Genomic DNA, 20,196 nt, shown 5'->3' on the forward strand with positions numbered 1-20,196 from the left:
AATCTAGTTCCCTCCCCTTGTAAAGCTACGGTGTACACACATCTTTATACAAACCCAAAATTGTTGGAGATCCCCCTAAATCCACGCCACATGCTCCACTTGGGGAAACCCCAAAACCGCAGTGGCTCCCCTAAATCCACGCCACATGCTCCACTTGGGGAAACCCCAAGATCGCAGTGGCTCCCCTTAATAAGGGGGACTTTAAGAGACTTTTGCCCCCCTTTTTAAGGGGGGTTGGGGGGATCAAAAGCCTATAAGGTCACTCTCAAAGACTTGTGTGTACACCGTAGCCTTTATAAGGGGAGGATTAGGGTGGGGTAAATTTACGCCTAATAAAAGGGAGTAGACTGTTTCAGACTTGTGTATACACCATAGCCTTACTAAGGAGAGGGACAAGTTTTGCGTAGCATAACCTTTCTTGAGGTATCTCAGAGGTTGGCCTCATCAAAAATTTGTATGTACACAGGGGTTAAAGAGGATCTAAAAGTGCCTAAATTCACAGCGAAACACTTTTTAAACAACCTCTTAATTTGACACGCTACCCTAAACCCAAAAAAGTTGAAATTAACGGCAACAGATTGCTGCACTGTTCAACCAATTTTGTGGCACTGGGTAAACTAGAAATTGTCCCTTTTAAAATTTTTATCGCCGTTTTCGCCGCCTTTTGCATCGCCCCCTCTTGAGGACTTTTCCCCGCTTCTGCTAAGGCTTTCACCTGTTCTAATGCCTCAGCTTTATCTTCTGGGGGTAAGTTTGTATCAGCCTCAATTACTGCTTGTAATTGCGTCAACAGTTCCTTAATTCCCGGTTTATCTGGTTCGGGAGACGCTGGTAACTCGTTGATGGTATTTGTTACCGTACCGCTAATATCACCTAAATTTAAAGCTTGTCCACTGGCATTAAAGTCTCTGCCAACACTGCCAATTTCAATTTTGCGGCTGGCATCATTGCTGTTAGTCATATTGTTATTCTCAACTTTATTGTCAACTTGAACATTAATTGGTTTATTCGCTAATAATCTGACAATCTCTGTCATCTCTCCACTTTGTTGGCGATAGATAACTATTTCATTCTCTTTAGCCTGTAATTGTGCTTTATATTTTTCTTCTACAGCTTGCAATGCCAGTTGATAATTTTGTGAGAAATCACTATGAATCTTTTCTTTATCAGCACCATCAGGTACACCAACCTTAACGACTACTACGCCATCACCTTTGTTTTCAATACTCTGTAGGGCTAATTCTGTGTCTTCGTTTTGGTCTTGCACTGTTTGGAAGGCATTAACAAAAGCCTTCCAATCAATACCATTATCAAAAATTAAATCAACAGTATTTAAAACCTCTTCAAATAGTTTGGTAAATTCTCCTGATTTAAATTCGCCACTACTGGGACGGCGTTCGCTGTCATCGGTTTCAGGCTTGGGGTGTTCTAGAAGATAAATAAAGCGACAATCAACATTATCTAACCGAGTTGAACTTTCAATATTCCATGCTTCCACACAAGCACCAGTCATTTTGGCGCTAGTGAAATTAGTACCAATAGCTTGAGCTAGGGTTAAATTTGCCCACTCTAAACAAGCTCCTTGAAAGGTTGCTTCAATAATATTAGCATTTCTGAGATTTGCCTCTTTTAAATCTGCACATATCAGGTTAGCACCTTTAAGGTTAGCGCCAATATATGATTTTTTTCTCCCATTGCAGCTTACGAGCAAATTGAGAACAGCAAGGTTAATTAGTATAGTGTTGTCTACTCTGGCAAAGTCGAGTTTTTTGACTTCATAAAAACGAGTGCGTGTGAGGTTGGCATTTCTAAAATCTGTATTTCTGAGAATTGCACCTGTAAAGTCAACATCAGTTAAATCAGCACTACGAAAACTAGTTCCACCTGTAGCAGCAAAGGCGACAGCAAATGAGCGAACCCAAGCGTCTTTTTCATTTCCAGCCAGACTACGCCAGCCAGTGTAAGCACTAAATAATGTAAAAACTCCGGCTCCGGCTACGGCTACGGCGAAGGCTACGACTACGACTCCAGCTACGGCGAAGGCTACGGCGAAAGCAAAGGCTCCGGCTCCGGCTACAGCGAAGGCTCCGGCTACGGCTCCGGCTACGGCTACGGCTCCGGCTACGGCGAAGGCTACGGCAAAGGCGAAGGCAAAGGTGAAGGCTACGGCAAAGGTGAAGGTTGCTCCGGCTCCGGCTCCGGCTCCGGCTCCGGCTCCGGCGAAGGCTACGGCAAAGGCGAAGGCTACGGCTACGACTCCTAAACCTGCTGTTAAACCCTTACGAATGGTAATAATATAAAAAACTAGCAACAAAATTAAGCAGACTATCCCTATGATCAAGTTTTGAGTCTTATCAGTATTTTTGTCAAAAATATATGTTAAAAATGCACTAGGGAAGAGTGATGAAAACCCTGATAGTCCCGATAGCAGCCATGAGACTATGAGCAAACCAGTTGTCCAACGTTGCTGTAATCCAGCCTTAGCTCCTGTAAAATCAGCATCTTTAAGAATCGCGTCGCTAAAGTTTGCTCCTCTAATATCCGCCTTGCTAAAGTTGGCTCCAGTCAGGTTTTGACCTTTAAAAGAGCGACCTCGGAGATTTTGACCGGAGTAGTCTGGCGGCATAATCACTAATTCGTAATTCGTAATTCGTAGTTAAGAAAGTCAGATTAAATCTGGGTTTGAGGGTTTGAATCTGGTGGCGGATTTTGGATAACTGGTGTTACTGAGATTTTATACAACTTTGCCCTGTGATATTCCCGATTTTGGGAAATTTTCATCAATACAGCAGATTACAACTTGGTGAGGTACAGATAATCGTAGGGACAAAACATGTTGTGTCCCTACCCGTGTACCCGCTTGGTAAAACGTAATTCCCACACTACCAATCAAGTTCCTCTTTGGTAACACATTCCTCAACAGGAGTACGGATTCCTTCAAGAATATCCTCTCGCATTCCCGGAACTTGCAGTATGTGCAATGTTTCTTGAATTGCGTTCCAGTTTTTAAGAGCAACAAGTACTGCTTGATTTTAATTACTACTAATTATTACTGGTATATGAGATTTTGCACTTTCATTAATGACAGCATCAAGGTGCTGTTGTGCATTATTAACATTAATTACATCCATGATTTCAACCTCTTTTTTATTCACTTGTGACAGTAAATAGCAAAAATTGCCATAAGTATTGTAGAGAAACCAAAACCAATCATCTGTAGTTATCAATATTGCAACTGTAGCGACTTACCTCGTGACGGGAGCGACTTACCTCGTGACGGGAGCGACTTACCTCGTAACGGGAGCGACTTACCTCGTAACGGGAGCGACTTACCTCGTGACGGGAGCGACTTACCTCGTGACGGGAGCGACTTACTTCGTAACGGGAGCGACTTACCTTGTAACGGGAGCGACTTACCTCGTAACGGGAGCGACTTACCTCGTGACGGGAGCGGTTACACAACTTATGGGAGGCATCTACCTTGCAATATTACTCACTAAGAGGATGTTTGAAAAGTCCTTTTGTCGGTATCAAAAGTTTTAGATCCCTCAAAATCTCCCTTAAAAAGGGAGACTTTGATTGCAGTTCCCACCTTTTTAAGGGGGGTTAGGGGGGATCTAAAAGTGCCTAAAGTCACAGCGAAACACTTTTCAAACATCCTCTAAGAGCAGCAGAGTTTATCAAGGTGGTTAGAAGCAGCCCGTCGTAGACATCGCTTGACTGATACTTTTTAGAATTTGCAATATATCATACACCTCTTTAGCAGAGGTAAACAGAGCAAACACCCGCGACAGTTCGTATTGAGGAGTAGGTGTTTGCCTCAATTTAATAAATAAAATATCGTCTCCGTTAGTCAACATCCCAAACACAGGTTTATCAGGGTGAGGGTTAGCCATCAAAGAAGCTAGTGCTTGTGGCAAAGCTGATTAAACCGAAAGCGTAGTTTTGTTAGACTTTAACACCATCACCCACAACTGATTTTGCAGCACTAGAACGTCAATCCGTCCACGCAGTACTTCTTCTCTATCATTCAGCACTAACTCTACTGATGACTCGGCGGCAATTTTAAAGGGAGGATTGTAAAATCCGGCGAATCACTGTCCCCTCTAACAAATCACCTTCAGCCCGATGATATAGATATCTGCGCCGCAGTACATCCAGTGAGGTTTTTTCAGCTTCAGTAATTTGAGGTAATTCCTCAAACCACTCTAGGAAAAACTGCTCGTCTTCAATGCGGACTAAACCAAATCGGGTTTCGGCATCTGTTAAGCTAGTAATTGCTTCTGCAATCGCTGCTATCTGTGTCATAGCTTTTCACCTATCAATAAAACTAAAGGTTACTTTATTGGCATAAGTTCTTCTACTGGCGATCGCAGCTACTGGGCTACTCTAAAATTATATTATTCTCCGAAATAACAATTTCCAGATGTCCCAACCATTCAATATTATATGAACAATCAACTGTATGAACAAGATTTTAATCTGTGGCGAGAAAGCATTATTGAGCAGATAAAAGAACATCGTTTTAATGACATAGATTGGGAGCATTTGCTTGTAGAATTAGAAGACATGGGAAAGTCAGAGAAACGGTCATTTATGAGTAATTTAACAATCTTGATTGCTCATTTACTCAAGTTAACTGTTCAATCTGATGCTCCTGAGATGATGAAAACAAGCTGGTATAGTTCTGTCACAGAACATCGTTTTCGAGTAAACAAGGATTTTTCAGAAAATCCTTCTTTTAAAAATTATATTACTGAAGTTATTTCTCAAGCCTATGCCGATGCTCGCAAACTGGCAATCAAAGAAAGTAAAAAAGCTAAATTAGGAGTCAGAAAACCAACGGACGCAGAATATCCTCTCGATTGTCCTTTTCTGATAGAACAGTTATTAGATGAAGATTTTTATGGAGACAGTGATTAACAGTTATCAGTTGTGTTCCATAGTTAAGTTACACAAAAAACATTGTAAAAACGGAAACATTATATTACGGAAAACATGGTGGTGACAGGACACGGTTAGAATATCCGATAATTTCTTTGCCTCATTGCGTCTTCTTTGAGCTTTTGCGTCTCACCCACTCCCGCAATCCACCTTTGCCAAATTGGCGTGAGATTATTGTATGTTTATTACTACAATTACTATTGATGCTAGATAATGGGAAAGCTTTGACATTTTCTTCCCAATCTAGCCCGGAAACAATAACTAAGACTTATGCGAACTCACTATTGCGGCGAACTCCGAAAAGAACATATTGGAGAAACTGTTACCTTTTACGGATGGATAGACCGTCGCCGCGATCACGGTGGTGTGATATTTTTAGATTTACGCGATCGCTCTGGAATTGTCCAAATCGTCAGCGATCCGCAACGCACCCCAGATTCTTACGAACAGGCGAACGCCCTGCGAAACGAATATGTTGTCGAAATCACTGGTAGGGTAACGCACCGTCCCGAAGAATCTCTAAATACCCGCATCCCCACAGGCGAGGTAGAAATCTACGCCGATAAAATTCAACTCCTCAATGCTGTTCGTAAACAGTTACCTTTCCAAGTTTCTATAGTTGATACCGAGACAGTGCGCGAAGACTTGCGGCTAAAATATCGTTATTTAGATTTGCGACGCGAACGCATGGCGCAAAATTTGCAACTGCGTCATCAAATTGTTAAAGCTATGCGGCGTTATCTGGAAGATTTGGAAGGTTTTATTGAAGTCGAAACCCCAATCCTTACCCGTTCTACCCCAGAAGGGGCGCGGGATTATGTTCTACCCAGCCGCGTTAATCCTGGTGAATGGTATGCTTTGCCCCAATCACCCCAGCTATTTAAACAATTGCTGATGGTATCCGGCTTAGATAGATATTATCAGATTGCGCGTTGCTTTCGTGACGAAGATTTACGCGCCGACAGACAACCGGAATTTACCCAGTTGGACATGGAAATGAGTTTCATGTCTCAAGAAGAAATTATCGAACTGAATGAGAACTTAGTTTGCCATATCTTCAAAACCGTTAAAGGCATTGAGTTACAGCGCCCCTTCCCCCGCCTGACTTACGCCGAGGGGATGGAACGCTACGGGAGTGATAAACCAGATACCCGCTATGGTTTGGAATTAGTTGATGTCTCAGATATTGTCAAAGACTCTAGTTTCAAAGTCTTTCGGGACACTGTTACTAATGGTGGTATCGTTAAAATCTTGCCCATTCCTAACGGTAACGATGTAATTTCTAACGTCCGTATTAAACCAGGTGGCGATTTATTTAAAGAAGCCAGCGAAGCCGGTGCTAGAGGTTTAGCTTATATCCGCGTCAGAGATGATGGCGAAATTGACACCATCGGCGCGATTAAAGACAACCTTAGTATTGAACAAAAACAAGAAATTTTGCGGCGTACAGGTGCAAAAGCTGGACATTTGCTCTTGTTTGGGGCTGGTGATACTGCTACAGTTAATAAAACATTAGATAGATTACGGCAAGCGATCGCTAAAGAATTCGCCTTAATCGATCCAGAAAAAATCAACTTGCTGTGGATTACAGACTTCCCGATGTTCGAGTGGAATGCTGACGAAAAACGTTTAGAAGCACTCCACCACCCATTTACAGCACCGCATCCTGATGATTTGAGCGACTTAAAGACAGCACGCGCCCAAGCTTACGACTTAGTACTCAACGGCGTAGAAGTTGGTGGCGGAAGTCTGCGGATTTATCAGCGAGAAATTCAACAGCAGGTGTTTGAAGCGATTGGTTTATCTCCTGAAGAAGCACAAAGTAAATTTGGTTTTCTGTTAGAAGCATTTGAATATGGTACACCACCGCATGGTGGCATCGCCTACGGTTTAGATCGTTTGGTAATGTTGTTAGCTGGAGAAGAATCCATTCGAGATGTAATTGCTTTTCCGAAGACACAACAAGCGCGTTGCTTATTAACAGATGCGCCTTCGAGTGTAGATGCTAAACAGTTGAAAGAATTGCACGTTGCTTCAACTTATAAACCAAAATCTTAGCAAAGTGTAAGGGGAGTACAGAAAGTTAAAGTAAGCCTTTATAGCTCAGTTCTTCTTTAACTCTTCTGTTATGTTTATTATGCTCCCTTTGCCTTTCGTCAATTGCTGGACTGTATTCTAAAGGAGGCTCTAAACACTGTAAATGTTCTTTTTCTCCATTTTCATAAATTATGATGTGACGATCGTTAGTCATTCTATGCATAGTGTAATACTCAAGGTACTCAGCATTATCTTTTATCCCAAAAATAAAATTTATCTTCCAACCAGCTTAAAAAATTGAACCTTGCTGACGCTTTTGTATATTCTCTTCTGGCAAGGTAATTTTCCATTTAGAAAAATATTTATTAAATTCATTCCTAATTGTATCCATCTTTATATTAGCCAAAGTCCTAAAGAATGAAGAGTTTTACCATTATGCTTTGCGGTTGCAATAGTGGCATGACAACAAACAAACTCAAAGCCTTAGAGCTTTTTGTTGGTATTGGTGGGTTTCGCCTTTGCAGCAACCGCCAGAAATTGGCTATCTAACAATTTATAATGCACTACAGTGGCGATCGCAATCCAGTAGGATTATCCAGGTAGCAACTACGACGACAACAGTAGGTGTAGAAAATCTATTGGTAGGATGAAGGGGATTAATGCTGCTACCAGAAAACTCCCTAAAAACAAAAAAAACCCGCCGTAGCGGGTTACACAACAAACTAAGAACATTGAAAACTTGATTTAGCCCGAATACCTCATCTCAGCTTCCAGTTGACGAATCAGTTGTTCGTCGCCCTTTGCTTTGGCTACTTGCAAACGATGCTCTAGGCTTTTTTGAATATTCTCTCTGTGAGCTTCTTGTGCTTTTCTAGCACTTTGCAGTCTACTTAGATTCATAGTGATTACCTTCTTTAATTTTTTACTTTATATCTTGTATTCTTAACATAACACATATTTTGTAGCTGTTGCTACAGAAATTTATAACTTAACGTAGATTTTAGCAGAAATATGTCTGAAAAGCAGATAGGTCAACAACAACTCATGACTTTTCTCAGCGATTTTGGCGATCGCGATACCTATGTAGGCATAATGAAGGGAGTCATCGCCCAAATCAACCCCAGACTGACAGTAATAGACTTAACACACCAAATTCCGCCGCAAGACATCGCCGCAGCCAGGTTTTGCCTGATGAATGCTTATCCCTATTTCCCCGTAGGCACAGTGCATCTGGCAGTAGTAGATCCAGGTGTGGGAAGCAAGCGACGAGCGATCGCAGTAGAATTTGCTCAAGGCTTTCTAGTCGGCCCAGATAATGGGATCTTTAGTGGGGTACTTAGTCAAAGTCTGGCGATGTCTACGACGGGCTACGCCTACGCAGCCGTCGAACTGACAAATCTTAACTATTGGCGAACTTCCCAACCAAGTAACACTTTTCACGGTAGAGATATCTTTGCACCAGTAGCAGCTAATCTTGCTAGTGGTGTCCCCCTCAAACAGCTAGGACAAGAAATTGATCCAGCAAGTTTAGTCAAACTGGATATAGACAAGTGCAAGCAGACAAGCAATGGTGTAGTGGGTTGCATTCAATATATCGATCGCTTCGGCAACTTAGTGAGCAACATTCCAGCGAGTTACGTACAAGGCAAAACTTGGTATGTGCAAGCTGCTGGGTTGACTATACCAGGCTGTAAAACTTACGGTGATGTCAGCGTGGGAGAGGTAGTAGCTTTAGTTGGCAGTCACGGCTGGGTAGAAATTGCCATTAATAGCGGCAATGCTCACTCAACGTTACAGTTAGATTGGCAAGAACCGCTTCAAGTTGTGCTAACTTAAATCCCGCACCTCGTCAGTGCCACATCCAGAGAAACACCAAAGTTATATCCTCTCTCCACAGTTGGCAGATGTCCAGGGGGGAAGGTTTTAAAGTTTGGTTCTTTGCCAGGTTTATACTCGTATCTTTTAGTTTGCTGATTATAGTTCCACTGAATCAGCCACTCACCTGTTAACGTTTGCCATCCAATCGCGTCATACATCTTGCGATAGTCGTTTTTTTGTTCCCTCAAAATCTTTTCTTGAGCGCTAAAGCCTAACTTACCATCACTGGCTGTACTCCAAAGCTTGTCAATAGTTTTTAAGTCAACACACGAAAGTGCATTCATTTCATCTTTGCTAATAGCACCCTCTGCCTGTGCCTTAGTCCCTGCAACATCTAGCATTTTCAGATAAGTTTCTCGATCGGATTGTTGCCAATCTTTGTTTTGTAAATATTTCTGCAACTGACTGTAATCGACATTGCGGGCTGTGGTAATTTCTACCTGCTTCAATGAGCTAGAATTAGTAGTTGTATTAACTAAATCAGTCTTTCCGGGATTTTTGCTCTCAGACTTAGATCGCGTTAACGAATATCCAATCCAGCCCAAAACAGCAAATATACCGATAAGACTTGCTGTGATTAGTAAGGTTAGTGTCAGAACAGTCTGATTATTCTTTGCCATTTTTGGATGCTGCTGATTACTTTGAATGCCCCAGGTTGAATTTAGTCTAACCGTTACTACATGGATGTATATATTGTCATATATCTCTCTCTTATTTCTTAACAGGTCTATTTTACAATGTCATCTTTTTGGAGAGAATAAGATATTTAGTCACTTACTTCAGACTGTCTCAAGGGAGTTGTTACAGTAATTTTTTAATGATTCTAGGCGTGAGAGCCATGCATTGAAGTGGGGACATCTACTCCGAATTACTTCCAGTCCAATTAGTTCAGCCAACTGTGGCCCAAAAGCAGACTTTGACTTTCCATAATCAGGAAACTGAGCGATGATCCGTTTACTGGGAGCCGTCTGTTGTCCGTCGTTGATAAACTCAGGTGTTTCATATTGATTAGCGATCGCTTGGAGAGCCTCAATTTCCTTTGTCCGACGAGCATCAAGATATTCAAAGCACGTTGGATCGGCAAAAAGGTATGCCTCGTATTCATGTAACTGAATGTATGGGATAAATCGGTAATCACTGATATCCTCTGCAAAGCGTTGCTCTAAAAATTCAACTCGCTCTATAGGATTTTGGCGCAAACTTTCAGACTCAATTAATCCCGGAAAATCAGGAGCAATAGCATACAAATCAATCATAGTAGTGAAAAATACATCAGCATTACTATCTTCCTTGAGCGATCGCAGAATATCGTTTTTCATTGGCGCGTAATTGCGTCCACCGCCACGATGCACCTTCCCATTTTTTCTGGCGTGAGCGATCAGCCGAGGGTAGTGTATAAACACTTCATGTTGAGCTAAGTGCGGTTTTATCAAAGTGTCAGCGAATGTCTGCTCAGTTTGTCCTTCAGCAAATACGTAGAGGCGGATCATTAATGTGGTCCTCCCCCAATGATATTTTTTTCCCAGATTTCTCCCAGACTGTACTCGTCGAGCCAAGCTTCTAATTCTATAGGATTGAGCCGTTTGAATTGCGACTCCTTACCCTCTCGGTTAACGGCGATGACATCTTCAGGATCAAAATTATCTAAGAAAGAACTCGATTGGGTGCTGATAAGAATTTGCGTATGAAGCGAAGCTTTGCTAAATAGTGCAGCCACAACATTTAGAGCATAGGGGTGAAGACCTAGTTCTGGTTCATCAACAACGATGAGTTTTGGTAGTTGATCTTCTGGCTGTAAGAGCAGTGTTGCCAGACATATAGCGCGTAAAGTGCCATCTGAAAATTGATGTGGCCCAAATACCCTATCTGAATCCTTTTCTTGCCAATTTAGAATGACACGATTAGATGCATCTGGCTCAAGAACAAAGTCTTTGAAAAATGGTGCAATTAAACGGATTGTTCCGACGATCCGTTGATAAGCTAAAATCTCGTCTTCGCGGAATTTCAGAAGTATTGCAGCTAAGTTTCCGGCATCAGGCATTAACCATCGGTTATCGCCAACGTAACAAGATTGCCGCACTTCCGCCGTAGAAGATGTATCGTGAAAGTGGTATACACGGCAACGATCAAGCAAGTACTTGAGCGCTCTGGCTGTTTGTTTACCTTGCTCTACTGCTTCACTAATTTTTGTTTCCTGCTGTCCTGCACCCAACTGGTCTATTCTTGGGGATGTCCAACCCATTTGTAGAAAGCTTAATGTCTCTTCAGCGAAGATCAGTGTATCACCAGCAGCATGGAATAATCGCAGATGATAGGTATCTAACCCGTTGTCAACTTCAAACTCCAGTTTTGCTTCTATCTGAGGAGTGATCTTAGATCCAAAGTGTAAGAGTGATTGAGCACGCCCCGACATACCGATATATTGTTGGAAGCGTCCAGCCATCATCTCATTAAGCATCTTGAAGAACGAAATGAGATTACTTTTGCCTGCTCCGTTTGCTCCAATCAAGATATTTAAGGGACGCAACTCAAGCTCTATCGTCTTAATAGACTTGAATCCGTTAAGGGTTAATCCTTGCAGCCTATTCAAAAGTTGGTCTCCTGAATCAGTAAATGTGTATTTGCTTCCTATTATCTAACACCCACAAATTTCTAATGAGTAAGATAGACAGATTGCTGCGGATGCAAAATGTAGAGACATAGCAGTTTTACGTCTCTACAAGGATTCTAAATAACGCATATTTTGATTCAGCAACGCTTAAAATCACATCCACCCACCAACTTCCGCATCAGTTAAAGGTTTCTCTAACTTACTATATTCCGTCTGAGCAGCCCGCAATACGTGTTTCATTTGCACTGCTTCCCCGGCATCGGCAGCCAGGAAAGCTGCATTTAAGGCTATGTTACGGATATTACCCCCAGCGACATTTAGCCGTGCTAGTTGGAGAGCATCTAAGTCTGCGGTTGGCGTGTCGGCGGGAAAAACACGCCGCCAAATCTCGGCTCGTTGTGTTGTATCGGGGAAGGGAAATTGCACCACAAAGCGAATCCGCCGCAGAAAGGCTGTATCAATTGCACTTTTCAAGTTCGTAGTCAAAACTGCTAAACCTGGGTAGCTTTCCATTCGTTGCAACAGGTAGCTAACTTCAATATTGGCATAGCGATCGCGCGCATCTTTAACTTCACTGCGTTTACCAAATAAAGCATCAGCTTCATCAAATAACAAAATCACCCCGCCTTGTTCAGCAGCATCAAACACCCGGCGCAAATTTTTCTCTGTTTCCCCAATATATTTACTAACTACCGATGATAAGTCAATACGATATAGGTCGAGGCGCAATTTCTGAGCTAGCACTTCTGCCCCCAAGGTTTTACCAGTGCCGCTAGCACCTGCAAATAAGGCGCTGATTCCCAATCCTCTCGCACTTTTGGCAGCAAAACCCCAATTGTTATATACAGTACTGCGTTGACGCACATGAGCCACAATGTCCCGGAGAACTTGTTTCTGTGCCTCTGGTAATACCAAATCTTCCCAATCACCAGATGGCTCAATCCGTTGGGCGAGTTCATCCAAGCGGGGACGTGCTTGCACGCGACAGGCATCCCATAAAATACTAGTGATATCATTTTCTGGCGTTTGGGCTAACTGTCCTGCGGCTTCTGCACAAGCAGCGCGGATGGTTGCGGCACTGAGGTTAAACTGATCTACTAGGGTTTTAACTTGCCCGTTCATTTGCGGTGCAATTGAACCTAATGCATCTTGCCAAACTGTACCTTGTTCTGTGGTAGTTGGTTGATGTACGTCAAAATTAACTACCAGGCGTTGTCCTAGTCCAATGCGTTCCCGACTTGTAACTATTAAAAAGCCTTTTGTGCGTTCGATGAAACGTGCGATCGCATTTAACCGCGCTATATCATTAGTATCCAGATCGTTGCAGTCTATGAGTAACGCACATTTACTTAAAATCGTCTCACGAGTCCACAGGCGGATGAGATTATCTAACTCGCTAGGTGCTAATGGAATCATTTGTGCAGGCATTACCCACAAGCTTAAACCCTGAAGTTCACAAATTTTAGCGGCAATAGCACGTTTGCTAGTATTTTCGCTACCACATAATTGCACAATTGGTAAGCTATTAACTTTGTAAGCTTGCAACCAAACTGCTGCTATTCGCTCGGCTAAATCTTGGTGCGAGGGGACTAAATCGCTAACCTCTGGTAATGGTTCAATGATCCCAGCTAATCGTTCGTCAAGATATTGAATGCCCGTGAGATAATGTAAAATTCGTTCGTCAATTCTTACGGGGCTGAGAGTCAGAGAATGAGCATCACCAAGTTGAATTAACCGCCAATGACGTAAGGAAGAATTTGGAGCGATCGCATCCCAGTGGACATCAGATAAAGCTGCCAGAGCTAAACTTAAAGTTGGGTAAGCTCGTTGTAAATCCCCGTGCGCTATAGCACACAATTTAGCAAAATCTCCATTTAATTCCATACCTGCACATAAAAGCAACAAATCGCGTTCAAAGGATGAGAGGCTAAATATTTTGCATACTCTTTCTAATGCCGATGGTGCAGGCATAGCAGCAGCAGCTTCCTGTAACGTCTGCTGTAAATGCTCTTGGTTGTTCTCTACAGATTGGTTTTGCTCTTTTGCCGTGTGATTTTCTAAAAAACCACGCACCACGGCGAGGGCTGCCGATAGATAGCGATAATTTGCCTCATCCCAATTGTGATTTGTTGTGGCATTCATAGAATAGTCACCTCTGGCGAATCATAAGCCCCAGACTGATTTTTGTGCAGTGGACTTTCTGCCCCATCTACCTGCACTCGCACAATATAAGTTCCTGGTTTGATGTTTTTGACAGGAACAATAATTGCATCGGTGTCTTCATTGCGTGGTGCAACCCAGAAAGAGTAAGTTGCCGGACTCTTATTTGATGCCTCATTGAGTAGCAAAACAACCCGTTGTGCCTTACCAACTTTCGGCTGGAATTTCACGGTAATTTCTGCTGTGCGTAAATTGTCGCCGCTATTTCCCACTTGAGCGACAAATGCGGTAATTGTTGGATGGAGGACAAAAGCCGCAACGTTTGATTCAACGGCATAATCTGTTTGCCCTCCATTGCCCATTCTGAGATGGACAACTTGGATACCTTGCACACTTGCGGATAAATCTGATGGGACTAACAGGCTGATTTGGGTTTCTTTAACATCATCAGGTACAATCAAAGTTTCCGTATTACTCAAACGGATTCGGGTAATCTCACCGCGTAACCGTTTACCACGAATTACTAATGTTGTACCCGTAACAATCATTTGATCGGTCTTTGCCGGAGTCATAACTTGCTCTATACTCGGTTGAGACAAGGGCATCATGTAGAAACCTTGAGAATTTTCAATGCTACTCTCAATCAACACCATTGATGCCAGATAGGTAGCTGAAGGTCGATAGTGTGTTTGTAAAGCAGACCATAATTTAGAAGTTTCTTCCATGTTGAAAAACTCTGGAGTCAGTTTAATCTGACCAATTTGTTCAGCTAAATCGGATACAGACACACTTGCTACAGCTTGCGAAAAAGCACTTGAGGTATTGGTTGTAGATGCATTTATCAGAGTATTTTCAATAATATCCGATGTGATAACTGGTGTTTTGTGTAATAAATGCATTGCATAGCCCAATAAAAGCTCCGCCTGAAAATCCTTAGCTCCGTAAGCTGTTAGCAAATAATGGAGATCGAGAGCTAGTGGGGGACTTTGAGACGGGATGTGTCCATTAATCCGTGAATGCCTGCTGCGAAATTCCTGAGATACCCAATCGACATTCCGATTCTGCGTCACTTGATAGAGAAAGAGGTTGATTTGAGCGCGTTCGTCAGCTTCAACTGAAATTCGATCGGGCGGTAGGGCAGTTACAATCACATCACCAAGACTAGCAGCGATCGGATCGCTGACTAAGCCATTTTCCAGCAAGACTTTTAGTACTGCTGTCACGGCGGCTATAGAGAGCGCATTACTCATCCTCTTTCCTCATGGCAATAGCACATATTAATCATGTACGCCAGAGTACAATGACAGAATATATTTTGCAAAACTTTAAATATTCTGTAACGGAGACTATCCCCACGGCATACAATGTATCGGTACTACTAAAGCTTAAGACCTCGTATTATTTACGTTAACTTTACCTGCCATAGGTCTTAACTTTAAACATTTTATCAAATTGCTAACATTATTTTGAGTTAGTAATATGTTAAACTGAGTATAATCAGATAAATGCTAAGTAATATATATTACCAAATATTATTATTCTAAGTTACGAACTAAACAAAATATTTGTAATACTAGTAGTATATCTGTAACTAAAGTTAACACCTGAAAGTAACTAGGATGGGTTGCCCCAAATGAAATCCCCACCTCCTTCAAATTCTTGGCTTGGTCGCTTGGTAGGTGATAACCAGCGATACCGTTTAGATAAACGGTTAGGCGGGGGTGGCATGGGAGATGTCTTCCTGGCAACGGATACCCGTGTAGGTCAGCAGGTAGCATTGAAGTTGCTCAAAGATACGCTGGTGGCATCACAAGAAATGAGAAAGCGTTTTGAGCGTGAGGTGGCAGTTTGTGCTGCTTTACAAAGTGACCACATCGTTAAGATTAGTGATTGTGGATTCACCCCCGAAGGCTTTCCTTTTTATGTAATGGAATACTTGCGCGGGCAAACGCTCAGACAATTACTGCTACGGGAAAAGCGGCTATCTGTTGAGCGGACGGTGAAAATTATGGCGCAAGTTTGCAAGGGTCTACAACTTGCCCATCAAGGAGTGACTCTCCAACGGGATGGCACAAAAAGCACTGAACATATTCAGGTAATTCATCGTGACCTGAAACCAGATAATATATTTTTAGTACCTACAGATTTGGGTGAATGGGTCAAGGTTTTGGATTTTGGTGTTGCCAAAATTCGGAGTGAATCTTCAGAAAATACCAATATTACAAATATCACTAGCACATTTATTGGTACGTTTCGTTACGCGCCTCCTGAGCAAATCCAAAGTAATAAAAACCTGGATGCAAGGGGTGATATTTATAGTTTAGGGATTATTATTTATGAAATGCTGAGTGCTGCTGACCCGTTTGGAATCAGCATTAAAGGAAATCAGATCAGCGAGGCTTCTTGGGTATTAGCTCATGCTTATGAGCCACCGAAACCACTGCGATCGCAGCCCGGTTGTGAGCATTTTTCTGTACAATTGGAAGCTGTGGTGATGAAATGCCTCCACAAAAACCCAGCTAACCGATTTGCAACGGTAGAAGAACTCAATCTTGCTTTGCAAGCTGCTGCCAAATCTGTCACCATCTCTACTAGTGTAATCGAACAGGCTACCGAGCGATCGCAACCTTCCTCCAATCAAGGTTCAAATTACGAAACTGTTCCCAGACAATCGAACGATGACACCGTTCTACGCCCTCCATCTGGATACAACCAAGGTTCAAATAACGAAACTGTTCCCAGACAATCGAACGACGACACCGTTCTGCGTCCTCCATCTGGATATAACCAAGGTTCAAATAACGAAACTGTTCCCAGACAATCGAACGACGACACCGTTCTACGCCCTCCATCTGGATACAACCAAGGTTCAAATAACGAAACCGTTCCAAGGCAGTTTAACCCAGTTGAACAAAATCAACACAGTCCTGTAAAGAATCCCAACGCCAGCAAACCGGATGTGACCTTGTTTCAACCGCGACCTGGCTCTAATCAAGGCGGACAACAACTACCACCAGATAAAACGTTGTTTCAACCGCGACCTGGCTCTAATCAAGGCGGACAACAACTACCACCAGATAAAACGTTGTTTCAACCACGACCTGCATCTAATCAAGGCGGACAACAACTACCACCAGATAAAACGTTATTTCAACCACGACCTGGCTCTAATCAAAGCAGACCGCAAGTACCGCCAGATGTGACATTGTATCAACCTCGACCTGCATCCAATCAAGGCAGACCACAAGCGCCAACGGATGACACTATTTACCAACCAAAGCTAAGTGAGCAGCTAGGTACAAAAATTACTCCCAATTTTTTGCGCATTGTGGGAGTGGTGTTTGCTATTGGACTGGCCTTAGCATTGGTAGCCTATATATATACTCAACTTCAATCTCGTAAAGAGCCAAGCAACCAGCCAGGTTTACCTAATAGCGATCGCATTCAGAACTAACATCATATCCGTTTTCAGACCGATCGTGAAGACAGTAGGGGGCAGAGAGAAGACTGCACTGCCTCTCCCTTTAGATTAAAGAAAAAGAAGCTCCACGCCTCATCCTGTACTCAGGGTAGCGTGGGATGAATTTTTGGATGATCGCGAATTTGAGCGCTAACCAATTCAATTTTCAATCCATTACAGCTAACACAGTTTTCGGCAATAACTTATCTTTAAACCAAACAATTCTCGCAGGGACATCATTTAATTTTACTCCCGCCTTTTCTAAATTAAGTCGCTCGGAAATTGCCAAAATTAAGTCATCACGTCCAGCCCGCCGCACCTGAGAAAACTTTTTCTGTAAATATTCTGGTCGCCAATAACCAACAATTTCTAATAAAAAGGTGCGTCCATCAGAATGTACCAAGCGAAAATCGGGAATCATCACGCTACCAGGAATTGGGATCAAATCAACTTCTCGCTCTAACGCCCAACCACTTTTTAAAGCATCCCACTTATCAGCAAAAGATGCTTCTAGCATACTATCGTAGGGCTTTCCTGGCGGATAGTGGGATACCAAACCACATTCGGAATTGAGGGTGAAACGCCCAGTTTTCCAAGTATTTGTATAAGCGTCGCGGGTTTGGAGAATCGACGAAAGACTCCATTTAGTGACGTGAAGTAAAGCAGGAATAAGTTTAGCGATCGCTAACCCATATCGTGTACTAGGATTAAACAGACTCGTCGGCCCGTCTATCGTAATAGTAAACCCGTGGTCAGCATCGCCCTCAATATAAGCCATCAATTGAAACAACTTTAGATAGCGAAATAACAGCTTATATTCCCCCGGAACATTCCGATGAGCATTTAACACCAGTTTACTGGCCTTATAAAACACACCCTGCACCTGAGATAAGTTATATCGATTTAACACATCTGGCGCTGTTGGTGCATCAAAAACAGTCAAGATTTTATTCTCTGATAAATCAGCATAGAGTCCATTGCGAACCTGTTCTAGTAAAACTTCGCGCTCAAGTTCTTGAGTTAACTCATCAGCAATTTTACTCAGAGTAACTTGTGTTGATTCTCGACTAGAAACAGACTTTGCTGCCAACGAAAACACCCGTTCTCTTAACATTTGTGGTTCCAAAGGACTAACCACCTCAAAAGTGCAAAAACTGCTTTTGAGAATATAAGCTAATCCCCGCTTCACCCGATAATCTGTAGAATCTCCTTCAAAATCAGTCAATTGTCGCTCAAGCACACCTTGAGTCTTCCCCACTGCTGATTGAAAATAATTAATTAACTCAATCGCCAACTCCGAAGTTCCCCGATCAATCTTCAGTCTCTTCGGAATGATCTCCTCCCCGTTTTGGCGATGCATCAGTAAATCTGTCGGTAACATCTGAATTTTGGATTTTAGATTTTGAACTTCCGGTTGAATAATTAATCTCTAACTGTTCCGCAGCCTTCAAACTCCTTTCCTTCCCACTCCCATACACAACCTCCAACTTCCCCTTCTTCTCCTCCTCCTCTCTGCGCCCTCCGCGTCTTGGCGGTTCGTCCCTCCTCTCCCCTCTTCTCCTAGCCGAAGTCCCCTCCTCACTCGTATCCTCCGCCACCACCTCATACAAAATCGCCTGTTTATTCTCAATATTCCCCTTCCGTAAAATCCTCCCCAAGCGCTGAGTATACTCCCTAGCCGAACCCGTACCCGATAAAATAATTGCAACAGTTGCCGCAGGTACATCAACCCCTTCATTCAAGACATGAGAAGCAACCAAAGTATTATATTTTCCCTCTCGAAACTTGGTTAATATCTCATGTCGTTCCTTCACAGGAGTTTGATGAGTAATTGCCGGAATTAGCAAGTCTTGAGAAATGCGGTAAACCGTCGCATTATCAGCAGTAAAAATTAAAATTCTTGCCGGATAATGTTCTGCCAATAAATTAATCAAAATTCGCAACTTCCCATCAGTCCCCAAAGCGATATCTTTCGCTTCTCGATGCGCTAACATCGCTCTCCTTCCAGATTGCGATCGCGCACTCATTTGCACAAACATTTGCCAACCTTGCAGACTCCCCAAAGAAATCTTAGATTGCTTCAAAAAATCATTGCGCGTTTGAATTAACTGGTTGTATCTTTCCCGCTCAAGTTGCGATAACTTTACCTTAATTTGGACAATTTGATGTTCTGCTAACGCCTTACCCGCCAAATCTTCGGCACGTTTGCGATATACTTCTTCACCAATGAGGATATTTAAGTCAGCGTGTTTCCCATCGGTGCGTTCTGGTGTAGCAGAGAGTCCTAAGCGATAAGGTGCGATCGCATATTCTGCAATCACTCGATTAAAATCTGTTGGTAAATGGTGACATTCGTCAAAAACAATCAACGCATATTGATTTCCCAAAGTCTCAGCGTGAATTGCTGCACTATCATAAGTTGCAACGAGAATTGCCGTTCTATCCCGCGAACCACCCCCCAACAATCCCACCTCAGCATCGGGGAAAGCCGCGACTAAATGTGCGTACCATTGATGCATCAAATCCAAAGTTGGCACTACAATTAGCGTCGTGCGCGGCGTTGACTGCATCGCCATTTGCGCCAAATAAGTCTTTCCCGCCGCCGTGGGAAGCACAACGACTCCCTGCCTACCCGCCAGTTTCCAAGCTGCTAGCGCCTCAGTTTGGTGAGGATAGGGTTCCATTTCTAGAGTAGGAACTAAATCTATAGGATAAAATTGCTTCGCCTCATCGATAAAATTCACATCTTCCGCTTGTAGTGCTTCCACTAGCGATCGATATCTAATTGCCGGAATGCGGAATTTTTCAACTCTATCATCCCACGTAGCATAATCCATCCAACCTTTGCCGCGTGGTGGTGGATGCAAAATTAATGTGCCACGATCAAAATTTAATGTAGGGGTACGAGCCATTTATGGGGATTGGGGATTGGGGATTGGGGATTGGGTATTGGGTATTGGGTATTGGGAATTGGGGATTGGGAATTGGGGATTGGGGATTGGGGATTGGGGATTGGGTATTGGGTATTGGGTATTGGGTATTGGGTATTGGGTATTGGGTATTGGGTATTGGGTATTGGGTATTGGGTATTGGGTATTGGGTATTG

The 20,196-nt window shown here is 42.8% G+C and carries 18 protein-coding genes and 1 pseudogene; 7 read left to right on the plus strand and 12 right to left on the minus strand.

Annotated elements, in window-relative coordinates:
* Nucleotides 1–538 precede the first annotated feature (538 nt).
* A complete protein-coding gene (locus V7K38_RS12210) occupies nt 539–2,626 on the minus strand; it encodes a pentapeptide repeat-containing protein (protein WP_334858065.1) in 2,088 nt (695 codons plus the stop codon).
* Between the two features lie 647 nt (nt 2,627–3,273).
* On the opposite strand from V7K38_RS12210, the gene V7K38_RS29655 reads away from it, so the two are divergent.
* Entirely contained in the window at nt 3,274–3,543 is a 270-nt protein-coding gene (locus V7K38_RS29655; RefSeq protein ID WP_442940766.1) for a hypothetical protein, read from the plus strand.
* 146 nt (nt 3,544–3,689) lie between these two features.
* On the opposite strand, the gene V7K38_RS12220 is transcribed toward V7K38_RS29655, so the two are convergent.
* Nucleotides 3,690–3,920 carry a hypothetical protein gene (locus V7K38_RS12220; RefSeq protein ID WP_334858068.1) on the minus strand — a complete coding sequence of 77 codons (231 nt, stop codon included), beginning with the start codon at nt 3,918–3,920 and terminating at the stop codon, nt 3,690–3,692.
* 145 nt (nt 3,921–4,065) lie between these two features.
* Nucleotides 4,066–4,308 (minus strand): hypothetical protein, encoded by a 243-nt coding sequence (locus V7K38_RS12225; RefSeq protein ID WP_334858069.1) that lies wholly within the window; start codon nt 4,306–4,308, stop codon nt 4,066–4,068.
* Between the two features lie 141 nt (nt 4,309–4,449).
* Between V7K38_RS12225 and V7K38_RS12230 the strand changes: the two genes are divergently transcribed.
* Nucleotides 4,450–4,923 carry a DUF29 domain-containing protein gene (locus tag V7K38_RS12230; RefSeq protein WP_334858070.1) on the plus strand — a complete coding sequence of 158 codons (474 nt, stop codon included), beginning with the start codon at nt 4,450–4,452 and terminating at the stop codon, nt 4,921–4,923.
* Nucleotides 4,924–5,214: 291 nt separating this feature from the next.
* Nucleotides 5,215–7,002, plus strand: a complete 1,788-nt coding sequence (gene aspS, locus V7K38_RS12235) for an aspartate--tRNA ligase (RefSeq protein ID WP_334858071.1) — start codon at nt 5,215–5,217, stop codon at nt 7,000–7,002.
* 25 nt (nt 7,003–7,027) lie between these two features.
* Here aspS and V7K38_RS12240 read toward each other — a convergent pair whose 3' ends face one another.
* Nucleotides 7,028–7,195: a hypothetical protein gene (locus tag V7K38_RS12240; RefSeq protein WP_334858072.1), complete on the minus strand. Its 168-nt coding sequence runs from the start codon at nt 7,193–7,195 to the stop codon at nt 7,028–7,030.
* A gap of 304 nt (nt 7,196–7,499) precedes the next feature.
* On the opposite strand from V7K38_RS12240, the gene V7K38_RS12245 reads away from it, so the two are divergent.
* Nucleotides 7,500–7,631 carry a hypothetical protein gene (locus tag V7K38_RS12245; protein ID WP_334858074.1) on the plus strand — a complete coding sequence of 44 codons (132 nt, stop codon included), beginning with the start codon at nt 7,500–7,502 and terminating at the stop codon, nt 7,629–7,631.
* A gap of 94 nt (nt 7,632–7,725) precedes the next feature.
* Here the strand turns inward: V7K38_RS12245 and pirA are convergent, their stop codons facing one another.
* A complete protein-coding gene (gene pirA, locus V7K38_RS12250) occupies nt 7,726–7,881 on the minus strand; it encodes an arginine synthesis PII-interacting regulator PirA (protein ID WP_334858075.1) in 156 nt (51 codons plus the stop codon).
* Nucleotides 7,882–7,992: 111 nt separating this feature from the next.
* Here pirA and V7K38_RS12255 point away from each other — a divergent pair, with 111 nt between their 5' ends.
* Nucleotides 7,993–8,817 carry an SAM hydrolase/SAM-dependent halogenase family protein gene (locus V7K38_RS12255; RefSeq protein WP_334858076.1) on the plus strand — a complete coding sequence of 275 codons (825 nt, stop codon included), beginning with the start codon at nt 7,993–7,995 and terminating at the stop codon, nt 8,815–8,817.
* On the opposite strand, the gene V7K38_RS12260 is transcribed toward V7K38_RS12255, so the two are convergent.
* The 5 genes from V7K38_RS12260 to V7K38_RS12280 form a co-directional block, all read right to left on the minus strand.
* On the minus strand, nt 8,814–9,479 hold the full coding sequence (locus tag V7K38_RS12260; RefSeq protein ID WP_334858077.1) for a GUN4 domain-containing protein: 666 nt from the start codon (nt 9,477–9,479) through the stop codon (nt 8,814–8,816). The genes V7K38_RS12255 and V7K38_RS12260 overlap by 4 nt on opposite strands.
* Nucleotides 9,480–9,638: 159 nt before the next feature.
* A complete protein-coding gene (locus V7K38_RS12265; RefSeq protein WP_334858079.1) occupies nt 9,639–10,349 on the minus strand; it encodes a DUF4276 family protein in 711 nt (236 codons plus the stop codon).
* The gene (locus V7K38_RS12270) at nt 10,349–11,449 is read right to left on the minus strand and encodes an AAA family ATPase (RefSeq protein ID WP_334858081.1); all 1,101 of its coding nucleotides are present in this window, start codon (nt 11,447–11,449) and stop codon (nt 10,349–10,351) included. Before V7K38_RS12270 ends, V7K38_RS12265 begins: the two co-directional genes overlap by 1 nt.
* Nucleotides 11,450–11,623: 174 nt before the next feature.
* Entirely contained in the window at nt 11,624–13,612 is a 1,989-nt protein-coding gene (locus V7K38_RS12275) for an ATP-binding protein (protein ID WP_334858084.1), read from the minus strand.
* Nucleotides 13,609–14,880, minus strand: a complete 1,272-nt coding sequence (locus V7K38_RS12280) for a DUF4255 domain-containing protein (protein ID WP_334858086.1) — start codon at nt 14,878–14,880, stop codon at nt 13,609–13,611. Before V7K38_RS12280 ends, V7K38_RS12275 begins: the two co-directional genes overlap by 4 nt.
* Before the next feature lie 383 nt (nt 14,881–15,263).
* Here V7K38_RS12280 and V7K38_RS12285 point away from each other — a divergent pair, with 383 nt between their 5' ends.
* The gene (locus V7K38_RS12285) at nt 15,264–17,084 is read left to right on the plus strand and encodes a protein kinase domain-containing protein (protein ID WP_334858088.1); all 1,821 of its coding nucleotides are present in this window, start codon (nt 15,264–15,266) and stop codon (nt 17,082–17,084) included.
* A gap of 172 nt (nt 17,085–17,256) precedes the next feature.
* On the opposite strand, the gene V7K38_RS12290 is transcribed toward V7K38_RS12285, so the two are convergent.
* A complete protein-coding gene (locus V7K38_RS12290) occupies nt 17,257–18,471 on the minus strand; it encodes a DUF790 family protein (protein WP_334858090.1) in 1,215 nt (404 codons plus the stop codon).
* Nucleotides 18,401–20,002, minus strand: a complete 1,602-nt coding sequence (locus V7K38_RS12295) for a DEAD/DEAH box helicase (RefSeq protein ID WP_334858092.1) — start codon at nt 20,000–20,002, stop codon at nt 18,401–18,403. Before V7K38_RS12295 ends, V7K38_RS12290 begins: the two co-directional genes overlap by 71 nt.
* Before the next feature lie 2 nt (nt 20,003–20,004).
* Between V7K38_RS12295 and V7K38_RS12300 the strand changes: the two are divergent.
* Nucleotides 20,005–20,196 (plus strand): annotated as a pseudogene (locus tag V7K38_RS12300) (hypothetical protein); the annotation flags it as partial.

Source organism: Nostoc sp. (assembly GCF_036917465.1).
Taxonomy (GTDB): Bacteria; Cyanobacteriota; Cyanobacteriia; order Cyanobacteriales; family Nostocaceae; genus Nostoc.

Coding starts and splice junctions, on each gene's coding strand:
- V7K38_RS12210 (WP_334858065.1), bottom strand. CDS start 2,626: ATGCCGCCAGACTACTCCGGTCAAAATCTCCGAGGTCGCTCTTTTAAA.
- V7K38_RS12225 (WP_334858069.1), bottom strand. CDS start 4,308: ATGACACAGATAGCAGCGATTGCAGAAGCAATTACTAGCTTAACAGAT.
- V7K38_RS12230 (WP_334858070.1), top strand. CDS start 4,450: ATGAACAATCAACTGTATGAACAAGATTTTAATCTGTGGCGAGAAAGC.
- aspS (WP_334858071.1), top strand. CDS start 5,215: ATGCGAACTCACTATTGCGGCGAACTCCGAAAAGAACATATTGGAGAA.
- V7K38_RS12240 (WP_334858072.1), bottom strand. CDS start 7,195: ATGACTAACGATCGTCACATCATAATTTATGAAAATGGAGAAAAAGAA.
- pirA (WP_334858075.1), bottom strand. CDS start 7,881: ATGAATCTAAGTAGACTGCAAAGTGCTAGAAAAGCACAAGAAGCTCAC.
- V7K38_RS12255 (WP_334858076.1), top strand. CDS start 7,993: ATGTCTGAAAAGCAGATAGGTCAACAACAACTCATGACTTTTCTCAGC.
- V7K38_RS12260 (WP_334858077.1), bottom strand. CDS start 9,479: ATGGCAAAGAATAATCAGACTGTTCTGACACTAACCTTACTAATCACA.
- V7K38_RS12265 (WP_334858079.1), bottom strand. CDS start 10,349: ATGATCCGCCTCTACGTATTTGCTGAAGGACAAACTGAGCAGACATTC.
- V7K38_RS12275 (WP_334858084.1), bottom strand. CDS start 13,612: ATGAATGCCACAACAAATCACAATTGGGATGAGGCAAATTATCGCTAT.
- V7K38_RS12280 (WP_334858086.1), bottom strand. CDS start 14,880: ATGAGTAATGCGCTCTCTATAGCCGCCGTGACAGCAGTACTAAAAGTC.
- V7K38_RS12285 (WP_334858088.1), top strand. CDS start 15,264: ATGAAATCCCCACCTCCTTCAAATTCTTGGCTTGGTCGCTTGGTAGGT.
- V7K38_RS12290 (WP_334858090.1), bottom strand. CDS start 18,471: ATGTTACCGACAGATTTACTGATGCATCGCCAAAACGGGGAGGAGATC.
- V7K38_RS12295 (WP_334858092.1), bottom strand. CDS start 20,002: ATGGCTCGTACCCCTACATTAAATTTTGATCGTGGCACATTAATTTTG.